We start from the raw sequence: 12,530 nt of genomic DNA, 5'->3' as shown, positions 1-12,530 counted from the left end.
GCCTTTCGATCCGGTTCTCGATCCATCGGGCAGACAACGGCGTGAGTCCGGGCCGACCACATTTCAAGCAACCGGCAAGGCGCCGCTGGATGTGTTGAAATCCGTCTACGGCTATTCCGTTTTTCGCGGACAGCAGGGCGATGTGGTCGAGCATGTGGTTTCCGGCGGGGATGCGGTGGTGCTGTTCCCGACGGGGGCCGGTAAGTCTCTCTGTTTCCAGGTGCCGGCGCTGTGCCGCTCGGGGCTCGGGATCGTCGTGTCTCCCTTGATCGCGCTGATGCGCGACCAGGTGGAGGCTTTGAAAGCGCTCGGCGTTCGGGCGGCGGCGCTGAACTCGTCGCTGTCCCGCGAAGACTTCATCGATGTGCGACGTTCCGTGCGAGAGGGGACGCTCGATCTGCTCTACGTCACGCCGGAGCGGATCGTGACCGATGGGTTTCGCGAGATGGTGGCGGGGGTGGAGATCGCACTGTTCGCGATCGACGAGGCGCATTGCGTATCGCAATGGGGGCATGATTTCCGGCCGGAATATCGCACGCTCGGGCAGCTTGCGACGCTCTATCCCGGCGTGCCGCGTCTGGCGCTGACGGCGACGGCCGATCCGCAGACGCGCGGGGATATCATCGAGCGGCTGGCACTGTCCGATGCGCGTGTGTTCAGCTCGAGTTTTGACCGGCCGAACATCGCCTACGAGATCGTCGAACGCGACCAGCCGCGCCAGCAATTGCTGCGTTTCCTCTCGCGGCACAAGGGGGCGAGCGGCATCGTATATTGCCTGTCGCGTGCGAAGGTGGAAGACACGGCGGAATGGCTGAATGGGCAGGGCATCCGGGCGCGCGCCTACCATGCCGGCATGGATCGCGCCGTGCGTGACGCGAACCAGGACGCCTTCCTGAAGGAGGAAAACCTCTGCCTCGTGGCGACGGTCGCCTTCGGCATGGGGATCGACAAGCCGGATGTGCGCTATGTGGCGCATCTCGATCTGCCGGGCTCCGTCGAGGCCTATTACCAGGAGACAGGGCGCGCCGGGCGTGATGGCCAGCCGTCTCAGGCCTGGATGGCCTATGGCATGGCCGACGTCATTCAGCGGCGCAAGATGATCGATGAAGGCGGAGCGGCCGAGGACATCAAGCGCATCGAGCGGGGCAAGCTCGGGTCGCTTCTCGGCATCTGCGAGACGGCCTCCTGCCGGCGGCAGGCGATCCTCGCGCATTTTGGAGAGCGGCATGCCGGCGGCTGCGGCAACTGCGATACCTGCCTCAATCCGGTGGAGACATGGGACGGCACGGAGGCGGCCATCAAAGCGCTGGCCGCCGTCTATCGCACGGGCGAACGCTTTGGTGCAGGTCATGTCATCGATGTGCTCACCGGCACCGTGAACGAGAAGACGACGCGGTTTGGCCATACGGATATGCCGGTGTTCGGGGCGGGCAAGGAGATTGCGGCGAAGACCTGGCAGTCGATCCTGCGGCAGTTGCTGGCCGCCGGCTTCCTCAGCGTCGATCACGCCGCGTTCGGCGCCTTGAAACTGGAGTCGACAGCGCGGGCGGTCTTCAAGAAGGAAACGGACGTGCGGTTCCGCAAGGACCGCCCGACATCTGCCAAGGCCGCCAGACATGCACGCTCGCCGGCAGCAAAGGAAAAGGCCGCGCTGGACGGATCGGATCTTGAACTCTTCGAGGCGCTCCGGGGGACGCGTGCGGAAATCGCCCGCGGCATGAACGTGCCGCCCTATGTCGTCTTCCCGGATACGACGTTGATCGCGCTTGCCAAGATGAGGCCTGATGATGCGGACGATCTGCTGGATGTTCCCGGCATCGGGCAGAGCAAGAAGGAGCGGTTCGGCGAGACGTTCCTGGAGGTCATCCGGACATTCCGCGGATAGTATCCGCCCGTCCTTGAAGCCTGTCTCTCGACCGAATGCCGTGGTTCAGCTGGACCGTCATGCGCGAACGCAGCCTTCGTCTTGTTGGAAGGCTCTTTTCATGCCAAGTGCAAGAAAGTCTTGTGGGATGTGACTTACCCGTGGGAGCGTCTCGGGTGAAAGAAGACCAGCGCGGTTGCTTGCGTGCGCAACCTTTCGTCTTGCTCTTGTCTTGCGGGTGAAACGTCCTACATCTGCATAGCAGATAGACATAGCGGCAATGCCGAGCCTTAATTCCGGCGTTTTTCGCCTAATTGCGCTGTTTTCTGCCGGAAGAGCTTGACGTAGCCAAAGAATCTGGGAATCAACCGTCTTTGGCTTGGAAGGTTTATTGGATACGGCGGAAACGATCATCATGCAAGTGATGTTTGGAGCGTGCTGCTGTCGCAGCCGACCGGGATGATCGCGGCAGATGCCGTGGTTAATCGGGAATTAATATCAGCCCGTTAGGTCAGGGGTAATGTTCGCGGTGTTGCGCCGAAAGGCGCCCGGGCCACACGGCTCGTCACCGCTCCAACGTGGAATGCTGGTCCAAAGAAAGCGACGAAGAATGGCAACCAAAGTCAAAGAGAACGAAGAAGCCGAATCTGAACGCGACGGCGCAACGGACGGCCCGCTTCTCGATCTCTCGGACGACGCGGTCAAGAAGATGATCAAGGCCGCCAAGAAGCGCGGCTACGTCACGATGGACGAGTTGAATTCCGTGCTTCCGTCCGAAGAGGTGACCTCCGAGCAGATCGAAGACACGATGGCCATGTTGTCCGACATGGGTATCAATGTCGTCGAGGATGAAGAGGTCGACGAGAGCGCGTCCGGCGGCGAAGAAGAGGCAAGCGACGACGAGCCCGATAGCGAGGGGGGCGAAATCGCGACCTCAAGCGGCACCGCGCTTGCAACCGCCAAGAAGAAAGAACCGACGGACCGGACGGACGATCCGGTGCGGATGTATCTGCGCGAAATGGGCTCGGTCGAGCTGCTGTCGCGCGAGGGCGAAATCGCGATCGCCAAGCGCATCGAGGCTGGTCGCGAGACGATGATCGCGGGTCTCTGCGAGAGCCCGCTGACGTTCCAGGCCATCATTATCTGGCGTGACGAACTGAACGAAGGCCAGACGCTCCTGCGCGAGATTATCGATCTCGAAACGACCTATTCGGGGCCGGAAGCCAAGGCTGCGCCGCAGTTCCAGTCGCCCGAGAAGATCGAGGCAGACCGGAAGGCGGCCGAAGAGAAGGAAAAAACCCGCCGTTCGCGCAGCAGCGAAGACGACATCACCAATGTCGGTGGCGAGGGCCTGCCGCCCGAGGAGGAGGAAGAGGACGACGACGAGTCGAACCTTTCGCTCGCCGCGATGGAAGCGGAACTGCGCCCGCAGGTCATGGAAACGCTCGACATCATTGCCGAGACCTACAAGAAGCTGCGCAAGCTGCAGGACCAGCAGGTCGAGTTGCGGATGAATGCTGCGACGGGATCGCTGACATCCGCCCAGGAAAAGAAGTACAAGGAGCTCAAGGACGAGCTCATCACCGCTGTGAAGTCGCTGTCCCTCAACCAGAATCGCGTCGATAACCTGGTCGAGCAGCTCTACGACATCAACAAGCGGCTGGTGCAGAACGAAGGCAAGCTGCTGCGTCTGGCCGAAAGCTACGGCGTGAAGCGCGACTCGTTCCTGGAGCAGTATTCCGGCAGCGAACTTGTGACGAACTGGATGGAAACGGTCAGCAACCTGACGGGACGTGGCTGGGCGCCCTTCGTGAAGAACGAAGAGCACATGATCAGCACAATTCGTGGCGAGATTCACAATCTGGCGACGGAAACCGGTATCTCGATCTCGGAATTCCGGCGGATCGTTCACATGGTCCAGAAGGGCGAACGTGAAGCCCGGATCGCGAAGAAGGAGATGGTGGAAGCCAACCTCCGCCTCGTGATCTCGATCGCCAAGAAGTACACGAACCGTGGCCTTCAGTTTCTGGATCTGATCCAGGAAGGCAATATCGGCCTCATGAAGGCGGTCGATAAGTTCGAGTATCGTCGCGGCTACAAGTTCTCGACCTATGCCACATGGTGGATCCGGCAAGCGATCACACGTTCGATTGCCGACCAGGCGCGCACGATCCGTATTCCGGTACACATGATCGAGACGATCAACAAGATCGTCCGCACATCGCGCCAGATGCTGCACGAGATCGGCCGCGAGCCGACCCCGGAAGAGCTGGCCGAGAAGCTGGCCATGCCGCTTGAGAAGGTCCGCAAGGTCCTGAAGATCGCCAAGGAGCCGATTTCGCTCGAAACCCCGGTGGGCGACGAGGAAGACAGCCATCTTGGCGACTTCATCGAGGACAAGAACGCGCTTCTGCCGATCGACGCCGCCATTCAGGCGAACCTGCGCGAGACGACGACACGCGTTCTGGCATCGCTGACGCCGCGCGAAGAACGCGTCCTGCGCATGCGCTTCGGCATTGGCATGAACACGGACCACACGTTGGAAGAAGTCGGCCAGCAGTTCTCGGTCACGCGCGAACGTATTCGCCAGATCGAAGCGAAGGCGCTTCGCAAGCTTAAGCACCCAAGCCGGTCGCGCAAGCTGCGATCGTTCCTCGACAGCTGAGCCAATCATTTAAGCACGATAATCAAACGGCGTCCGCGACCAAGCGGGCGCCGTTTTCGTTTATGGGCTGAGGTGTGCGGGAGGTGACGGCATCATGCGCTGGCCGGCCTCCTTGACTGTCGGCAGTAAGCTGCATACGCTTTGTCGTATGAACCGCATCTGCTTCATGACGACCTGCATCGTGACATCCCGCATGGGGTGTGCGGAGCGTTGTCGGGACTGATCGTCTGTTCCGCCGTCCGTGCCCCCTTCCAAAGGGTGGCCCGGTGACGGCTCGCCCTTGACCCTTCAAGGAGCGATCCATGGCTGATCCATTACCTTTCTCACATTCTTACCCCGATCGTCGTCTTCCCGAAGGGCTGAGACTTCGAGCGGCCGAACAGCGCGATGTCGCAGGGATCACGGAGCTTTCCAATCTTCCGCTTTATCGGGCGGGCACGCAAAGGCTGCCGTTTCAAAGCGAAGAAGCTACGGCACGGTGGTTGGGGGCAGGCGGGGAGGCGGCATCGACGGTGGTGGTGGCGGAGATCGATGGGCGAATCGTGGGGCTAGGTGGCCTGCATCGCCAGACCGGCCGGCGCCAGCATGTCGCCATTCTCGGCTTCGGCGTTCATGACGATTTTCAACGGCAGGGTATCGGCGTCGCTCTGCTCGATGCGCTTCTGGATGCGGCTTTCAACTGGCTGCAGATCCGGCGTGTGGAACTGACGGTGTTTTCCGACAATGCTGGGGCGATCGCGCTTTACGAGCGTTCTGGCTTTCGGCGCGAAGGCCTGTTGCGGGCCTATGCGTTTCGCAACGGTGCCTATGCCGATGTTATCGCCATGGCGAAAATGTCCTCGGACCTCGGCTTTGAACCTGTGCAGGCAGAAAGCTGATCGTTATCCGTGACGAGAAAACCCCGGCGAGGCCGCCCTCCGCTTGGTCTTGCGGCGGAAAGTGCCTATGTCCATCCCCGTGACATCAGATTCTTCTCAGCGGCGGTACGATAGACCTCTCCTGGCGATCCTCGCCTCGCTAGCGCTTCATGCCGCCGTTGTTGCGCCATTCCTTCTGCACCTTCCCGAGAAAACGGCAGAGGCGCCGGTCGAGCCGAGCGTCACCGTGGAAATCGTGCCCGAGCCGGAACCACCACAGCCGCCGCCGCCAGAGCCCGAGGCCACGAAAGCGGAGAAGGCACCGCGGCAGCCAGCCGCTGCCGCCAAGCCGGAGTCTGCATCTCCTCCTCCACCACCCGGCGAGACACCGGCTCCGGCCGAGCCGCCGCCTGCCGCGCCATCGCGGCCCTTCGAAGCGTCTGCGGCGGCAGAGCCGGATGCGCCTCCGGATCCCGTCGAGATGCCGGCACCGGACGGTGACGCGAAACACGTTGATACGGTACCGCCCGAGCCGGTCGAGGCGCCACCGACGAGCCCCGCGCAAGCGGACAAACCGGATACGGCACCCCCCACCACGGCCAAGGCGCCTATCACAGAACCGACGCCGGGTTCGGCCGCATCACCAACGCCTGCGCCAGAACCAGAACAGACGGAGACGCCTTCGGCCGTACCGGAGATCCTCGCGGGCACAACCATTTCGGGTGAAGGAAAGGGGTCGGCCGTTTCTCCCGTGTCACCGAAGCCCGCCACCGAGGCACCTTCTGCCGAGCAAGAGCCGCAGCCTTTGCGCGAAACACCTCCCCCGGAGGATGGTAAGAGCTCAGAGGAAACGCCAGCCGCTCCGCTGCCGGAGAGTGCGGACGACTCGCCGATGACGCCGAGTGAGCAGGCGGCCTACGTTCCCGCCACGCCCGCCATCCCGCAGGCAAAGCCGACACCGGCGCCGGCACCGAAGCCGGCGAAGACGCTCTATTCCAAGAACATTCTGGCAGATCCGCGTGTGCGCGGCGCCTTGGACACGTTGCCGCCGGAAGCACGTCTCGTGCAGATCTGCAGCATCGAGGCGCTTGAGCAGACAAGACACTCCAGCGCGGCGTTTGTCCCGGAGATTATCAAGGTGTTCGGGAGGAATGGTGGTTTGATTTCCGGGCAGCATCTCAGCGCCCGCGGTGGCGCCGTCCGATCCCGCGGCGTGTGGCGCGAGATCACGTTCGAATGCACCGTCAACGCCACGTTCGATACGATTACGGCCTTCCGCTTTGCCCTTGGCGGAACGATTCCGCGCAGCGCCTGGGCCAGCCGCCGTCTTCCCGCGGATTGAGTTTGCACCTTTTGCGGCCGGCTCGTCCCTCATTGCGGAACATCTCGCCAGCCTTCGCCTTCTTTCGCCATACCGAACGCACGCTCTTGCGCGTGAAAGGAGGAGATATGACCTACGTCGATGGCTTCATCGTCGCCGTGCGCCGGGATCGGCTCGACGCATATTCGGACCTTGCGCGCTTGGCCAGCGCAGTCTGGAAGGCGCACGGAGCACTGGGTTACGTGGAATGCGTCGGCGACGATCTGCCCTATGGGCACGTCACCTCGTTTCCCCGCGCCGTGCAGGCAACCGCGGACGAGGTGGTGATCTTCGCCTGGATCGTCTACGCCTCCAAGGCCGAGCGAGACCTGATCGTGCCGAGGGTCATGGCGGATCCGCGACTGAAGATCGATCCTCAGGCCATGCCGTTCGACGGACAGAGAATGATCTATGGTGGGTTCAACATGCTTGTTCAAGTATAGAACAGGCTTCCGCCGATCCATCAGCATCCGGGAGATATCATGCCACAGACTATGCTGACCGTATCGACCCGCGGCGCGGGGCTCTACGAGTTTACCGGCGAGGTGCAGGCCTTTGTGCGACAGTCCGGGGTCGAAGAGGGATTGCTGACGGTGTTCGTCCGTCATACCTCCTGCTCGCTGCTCATCCAGGAAAATGCTGATCCCGACGTGCGGCGGGATCTCGACACGTTCTTCTCGCGCCTCGTACCGCCGTCCGACGACCCCACCATGTGTTGGGTCATTCACACCGACGAGGGGCCGGACGACATGCCGGCGCATATCAAGGCGGCACTCACCGCCGTGTCGATCGGCATTCCCGTATCGGTGGGGCGCCTTGTGCTCGGCACGTGGCAAGGCCTCTATCTCTTCGAACATCGCCAGCGCCCGCATCGGCGCGAGGTGGTGCTTCATCTGGGATGTTAGTCGAGAGCATTCATGCCGGCTGTGCGGCGACGGTCCGCACGAGACCGCTGCTTGACATCGGCTGCGCCCACATCCTCCTTTCTCATGGGCATATGCTTTGATAATGTGTGGGCGGACGACGATGGAGGAGAGATGACCGACGTACAGACGATCGCGCAACGTTTCATGGAGGCGCTGAACCACCGCGATTTCGAGACGATCGCAGGGTTTCTGGACGAGGATGCGGCACTCGATACCCTGACCGGACAGCGTGCCATCGGCTCGCATCCGTTGCGGCTGGCGATCATGAGCTACTTCCGGCATTTTGATGAGGAATTCGTCGATATGGTGCCGATGCGCGATCAGCTCGGCCAGCGCGTCGCCGTGGATGTTACAGCGCGCGGACACTATCGTGAGAGCATGGCCGGCTTTCCCCCGGCAAGTGGGCAGTCCTATTCGATCCCGAGCGTCTTCGTCTTCGAGTTCGACGGGCCGAGCGTGACGCGCCTCACCCATTACCGCAACATCCGCATCTTCGAGCAGCAATTGCTGCGCTAGAGGGCATCTCTCGGGGCGGCTCGTTCAAAATGAACGGGACGTGAATGTGCGATTTTACCTACATTCAGCTTCCTCGCGCTAGAAAGGGGGCCTTCGCCAGAAGACGGCGAGCAACAAATGAACGCCCTGCGGCGACGCCGCTGCGCTCCAGACGATCGAGGAAACGCTCTATGAAAACCATGATCACCCGACTTGCCGTTGCCGCGCTGATCGGCGTCTCCGGCCTTTCCGCCTTTGCCGGCACCGCATCCGCCGACCAGATCCGTCTCGGCCTCCACTCCGGCTCCGTGGTCGATGTTCAGTATCGCGACGAGCGCGACTGGTCGCGCAACCGCCACGATCGCGACCGCCGCGACTGGGGCCGTGACCGCCGGGGTCGTTGCGCACCGTGGCTTGCTGCCGACAAGGCCAGCGCCTACGGCCTGCGGCGCGCCCGTGTGGTTGATGTCACCCCACGCCGTGTCGTCGTGGAAGGCCGCTTTCGAGGCGGTTTCCGCACGGTAACATTCGCAAATGTCCGGGGATGCCCCGCTCTCGGCCGGTAATCCAGCTACCGGCCTTATGATCGGCGTCTTGCTATGCCGATCGCATGAATCGAAAAGCCTGCCGGGTCCAAACGGGGCCGGCAGGCTTTTTCAATGATGGGTGCTCTTGATGAGAATTTGCAGGGAAGAGGAGAGAGCCTGGCGACGAACCGTCCCGCTGCTTCGGCGCGAATCTCCTCTGCCTCCGCCGGGCCTTGGGCCTTACGAGCGGCGATGGGCATTCCTAGCCCCCAGAGGACGGAGCGGCGAGCCAGGACAAGGCTCGCCGCTTCATTTTGCTGTCAGGAATTGATCGCAAAGGTTACGTTGACAGTGACGTTATAGCTGTTTTCGCCGTTTGCGATCGGAACGGACGTTTCGGCCATATCCTTGGCCATGGCGCGGGCCATGGGCATCGGTTCGGGGCGGCCGGCACTCTCGTTGATCTCGATCACCCGCCCGAGTTTGACGCCCGCCGCTTCGGCAAGCGTCCGCGCCTTTGTTATCGCGTCGGCAACGGCCGCCTTGCGGGCTTCGTCGAGCGTTGCCTCCGGCTTGTCGTTCGTGAACTGGATGCTGCCGCCCTGATTGACGCCGAGTGTCACGGCCTGATCGATGATCGCGCCCAGCTTGGCGATCTCGCGCAGACGCACGGTCAGCGTGTTGGCCACCTGATAGCCGATGAGGGTCGGGGGCTCGGTGCCGTTGTTGTTTTCGGGGTAGCGGTACTGCGGATTGACCGCAAAGCCGGAGGTCTGGAGATCCCGATCGGCAATACCGCCGGTGCGCAGGGCGCCCAGAACATCGGTCATCGCCTTCGAGTTGCCATCGAGCGCTTCCCGCGCCGTCTTGCCATCCGTCACCACGCTGAAGGAGAGGATCGCCATATCTGGCGCGACAGCCGCGCGTCCTTCGCCGCTGACCTCGATCACGGCCTCGCGATGCGGCGGCGGCGGTGTCTGGGCGAAAGCGGGCAGGGCCGCCGTGGTCGCCACGGCGAACGCAAGAGTGGCAGCGAGGCCAGCCGGAAGGGCACGGCGCAGGCGGAGCGTTGACGTCATATCAGGTTCTTTCTCTTCATCTATTTCGTCCCTGCGACCTTGTTGCGGGCCGAATGTGAAGGGAATACGGCGGTCCCTTGTGACAATCCCGAAATTCCGCTAAAGCCATCCCGCGGAGGCCACCATTGACCTCCCGCAAACGGCACCGCCGTCAGGGCCTGTAGCTCAATGGTTAGAGCCGGCGGCTCATAACCGCTTGGTTGGGGGTTCGAGTCCCTCCGGGCCCACCATTTCAATTCCTAGTAATTGAAATCATTTCATTATTTTGAATGCACCCCTTCTAAGTTTCTCTGTGAGGGGCAAGTCCGGCTTCGGAATCTGCGCTGTAGCTCAGCCTTCAGCAGCCATGTTCCTGAGCGTCATCGTCCGTCCGGAAAAGCCCGGACCTTGCAATCGAGTCTCTCACGAACAGTTCGGAGGCCACCCCTGAACGGGCTTCCTTTACCCTCGGAACGTGCCGTATCCACCGTTGTGGTAGAGCAAGGGTACGCCATCCTTTTGCCTGATGGCGAGGACGCGGCCGATGATGATGGCGTGGGTGTGGTGTTCGATGATGTGCTCGACCTCGCAGTCGATAGCGGAGAGGGCCTCGCTGAGGACGGGGGCGCCGCTGGCGAGTCTTGTCCACGCGGCGCCTTCATAGCGGGCGGGGCCTCGGAGACCGTCTTTTCCGGCGAAGCGATCGGCGATGTCCCGTTGGTCGTCCGACAGGATGTTGACGCAGAAATGGCCGTGGCGGGCGATCACCGGCCAGCTGGAGGACGAGCGGTTGATGTTGACGATCATCGTCGGAGGATCGACGCTCAGGGCCGTTGCGGAGGTGACCGTCGCGCCGGTCCGGTCGTCCGTGCCCGCGGTGATGACGGAGACCGTGGCGGCGACGTGGCGCATGGCCTGCTTCAACTGCTCTGTTCCATCGTACGGGACGATGGACGGCGGCGCTTTGGCCGCAGCGCTGATACCGTTTGCGGCTGAAGAGGTCTTGGCAAGGCTCATCGCATTTTCTTTCCGGAATGGCCGGGCTTGAAGCTGGCGGCATGTGTTCGGCGCGGGCGATGTGGCAGATCCGTATGTCTGTCCATCTCCGGTCGGCCGGCAGGATAATGTCTACGTTAATTCTAGACAAAGAAGAGAATGCCACCGCAGGCATCGCACCGGGAATGGATTACCGTTTTTCACCGGCTCTTACGGTGCGGTGATCGCGGCGGCGTGCTGTTACGCAAGCAGCGCTTCGGCGACGCGAGCGGCGACGAAGCGGGCGTGCTCGCTCACCTCCGGCAGTCCCATCAGCTCGCCGAAGCGACCGCGGGCAAGCGGACCGGAGATCATGAGGCTGTCGTTCGGTAGGCCGTCTGTGTTGAGCGCGCGAAATTCCGCGTCGCAATCGATGCCGAGGCCCGTCGGGTCGAGGCGGAGATGGCCGGCGTCCCGGAGATCGCGCAGCCAGGCCTGGCTGTCGAGAATGCCGCCATGGGCGGGGCCGGTGGTCACGACCACGGCGTCGAAGAGGCGTTCGATGGTGCTGGCCAACCCTTTCAGCTTCAGCGTGACACGGATGCGATCTTCCTCGATGCGGGCCTGCCGGACGGAGCCTGCGACGATGTCGAGACGGCCCGCTTCGATCGCCGTATCGAGGGCCTGTTCGACCTGCGGGGCGATGCGGAAGCGGTGGACGTCCCAGAAGACCCGAAGGTGTCGGACGATGCGGCGGCGCTCGGAGATCGACAGGCCGGGCCAGAAGGTGGCGGCCTGTGTGCGAACCTGATCGATGACGGCATGCCATGTGAGGCCGGCGGCTTCCGTCGTGCGGATCGCGTCGCGGATCTGTTTGACGAGCTCGCGGGCAGAGGTGGGTGGTGGGGTGAGAAAGTCGCCGAAGGGCTCCTGCGGGAACGGCGCATGGCCGCGTGCGCGCAGACCACGGCGCGAAACGGAGAGGATGCGGCCGTGATGGCCAGTGCCCGTGAGCGAGGCAACGACATCGGCGGAGGTCAGGCCGTTTCCGACGATGAGGACATCGTCGTGCGGGCGGATCGCGGCGAGGGAGCGGGGTCGCGTCGGATCGGGCACGAAGCGTGGATGGTCACCCAGCGCCTCGGCGAGCGCGCGGGGCGGTGCCGGTGGCGGATGCGTCGTGGCGATGACGACGAGGGCGGCGTCGTGGCGTGTCCCGGTGTCGTCCTCGACCTCCCATCCGCCAGCAGCGCTGCGCACCGCCGTCACGGCCGGGCGGACGTGGCGCACGGCGCCGCTTTCGATGTGTGGTTTCAGGCTGTCGGCGACATAGGCGCCGAACATGCCGCGTCGCGGGTAGAGTGCACCGTCCGGGCGTCTTGCCTCGTTGTCTTCGGCGATCGCGTTCGTCCGCTCGAGCCAGGCTACGAAGTGCTCGGGCTCGTCCGGGTGCAGGCTCATGCGGGCCGCGGGCACGTTGATGCGGTGGGCCGGATCGGCGGTGTCATAGGCAAGGCCGCGGCCGATTTCGGCGCGGGGCTCGAAGACGACGATGTCGGTCTGGAAGGCGACGTCGGCGTTTCCGGCTAAGTGATAGGCGACCGCCGCACCGGAAAACCCGCCACCGATGATGGCGATGGTCTTGCGGGCGGCTACCCTGGGCTGGCCTGTCTGAACCGCGGCCGACAGGCGCACATCGGTGATCGTCATGAGGGTATCACATCCATTCGCTTCGAGTGGGCGCACCTTCCACCGAATGCGGGTCTCCTGCAAATGTAGAAATTCTAAGGATTTGGTAGATAA

At 62.9% G+C, this 12,530-nt stretch carries 12 protein-coding genes and 1 tRNA gene; 9 read left to right on the top strand and 4 right to left on the bottom strand.

Features of this window, described 5'->3' with window-relative positions; genetic code table 11:
• Positions 1–85: 85 nt before the first annotated feature.
• Positions 86–1,885: a DNA helicase RecQ gene (gene recQ / locus GA0004734_RS13885; RefSeq protein WP_245292520.1), complete on the top strand. Its 1,800-nt coding sequence runs from the start codon at positions 86–88 to the stop codon at positions 1,883–1,885.
• 57 nt (positions 1,886–1,942) lie between these two features.
• On the opposite strand, the gene GA0004734_RS13880 is transcribed toward recQ, so the two are convergent.
• A complete protein-coding gene (locus GA0004734_RS13880) occupies positions 1,943–2,281 on the bottom strand; it encodes a hypothetical protein (protein WP_139056272.1) in 339 nt (112 codons plus the stop codon).
• Positions 2,282–2,474: 193 nt separating this feature from the next.
• On the opposite strand from GA0004734_RS13880, the gene rpoD reads away from it, so the two are divergent.
• The 7 genes from rpoD to GA0004734_RS13845 all read left to right on the top strand — a co-directional run bounded on the left by rpoD (position 2,475) and on the right by GA0004734_RS13845 (position 8,733).
• Positions 2,475–4,529: an RNA polymerase sigma factor RpoD gene (gene rpoD / locus GA0004734_RS13875; protein ID WP_092934581.1), complete on the top strand. Its 2,055-nt coding sequence runs from the start codon at positions 2,475–2,477 to the stop codon at positions 4,527–4,529.
• A gap of 302 nt (positions 4,530–4,831) precedes the next feature.
• A complete protein-coding gene (locus GA0004734_RS13870; protein WP_092934579.1) occupies positions 4,832–5,407 on the top strand; it encodes a GNAT family N-acetyltransferase in 576 nt (191 codons plus the stop codon).
• 460 nt (positions 5,408–5,867) lie between these two features.
• A complete protein-coding gene (locus GA0004734_RS13865) occupies positions 5,868–6,728 on the top strand; it encodes a DUF930 domain-containing protein (protein WP_175386359.1) in 861 nt (286 codons plus the stop codon).
• A 107-nt stretch (positions 6,729–6,835) separates the two neighbouring features.
• Positions 6,836–7,189 carry a DUF1428 domain-containing protein gene (locus tag GA0004734_RS13860; RefSeq protein ID WP_092934575.1) on the top strand — a complete coding sequence of 118 codons (354 nt, stop codon included), beginning with the start codon at positions 6,836–6,838 and terminating at the stop codon, positions 7,187–7,189.
• 39 nt (positions 7,190–7,228) lie between these two features.
• Entirely contained in the window at positions 7,229–7,651 is a 423-nt protein-coding gene (locus GA0004734_RS13855; RefSeq protein ID WP_092934573.1) for a secondary thiamine-phosphate synthase enzyme YjbQ, read from the top strand.
• 132 nt (positions 7,652–7,783) lie between these two features.
• Positions 7,784–8,188, top strand: coding sequence for a nuclear transport factor 2 family protein (locus GA0004734_RS13850; protein WP_092934572.1), 405 nt, complete (start codon positions 7,784–7,786; stop codon positions 8,186–8,188).
• Positions 8,189–8,358: 170 nt separating this feature from the next.
• The gene (locus tag GA0004734_RS13845; protein WP_092934570.1) at positions 8,359–8,733 is read left to right on the top strand and encodes a hypothetical protein; all 375 of its coding nucleotides are present in this window, start codon (positions 8,359–8,361) and stop codon (positions 8,731–8,733) included.
• Positions 8,734–9,014: 281 nt separating this feature from the next.
• Here GA0004734_RS13845 and GA0004734_RS13840 read toward each other — a convergent pair whose 3' ends face one another.
• Positions 9,015–9,773, bottom strand: coding sequence for an SIMPL domain-containing protein (locus GA0004734_RS13840; RefSeq protein WP_092934568.1), 759 nt, complete (start codon positions 9,771–9,773; stop codon positions 9,015–9,017).
• A gap of 154 nt (positions 9,774–9,927) precedes the next feature.
• Here GA0004734_RS13840 and GA0004734_RS13835 point away from each other — a divergent pair.
• A tRNA-Ile gene (locus GA0004734_RS13835) sits at positions 9,928–10,003 on the top strand.
• Between the two features lie 211 nt (positions 10,004–10,214).
• Here GA0004734_RS13835 and GA0004734_RS13830 read toward each other — a convergent pair.
• On the bottom strand, positions 10,215–10,769 hold the full coding sequence (locus GA0004734_RS13830) for a flavin reductase family protein (protein WP_092934567.1): 555 nt from the start codon (positions 10,767–10,769) through the stop codon (positions 10,215–10,217).
• Between the two features lie 219 nt (positions 10,770–10,988).
• Positions 10,989–12,437 carry an FAD/NAD(P)-binding protein gene (locus GA0004734_RS13825; RefSeq protein ID WP_092934565.1) on the bottom strand — a complete coding sequence of 483 codons (1,449 nt, stop codon included), beginning with the start codon at positions 12,435–12,437 and terminating at the stop codon, positions 10,989–10,991.
• Between the last annotated feature and the right edge of the window lie 93 nt (positions 12,438–12,530).

Origin of the sequence: Rhizobium sp. 9140, assembly GCF_900067135.1 — a bacterium.
In the GTDB taxonomy this organism is placed as follows: Bacteria; Pseudomonadota; Alphaproteobacteria; order Rhizobiales; family Rhizobiaceae; genus Ferranicluibacter.
Note: the sequence above shows the minus strand (reverse complement) of the source record. Positions and strands in the feature narration are given on the sequence as shown.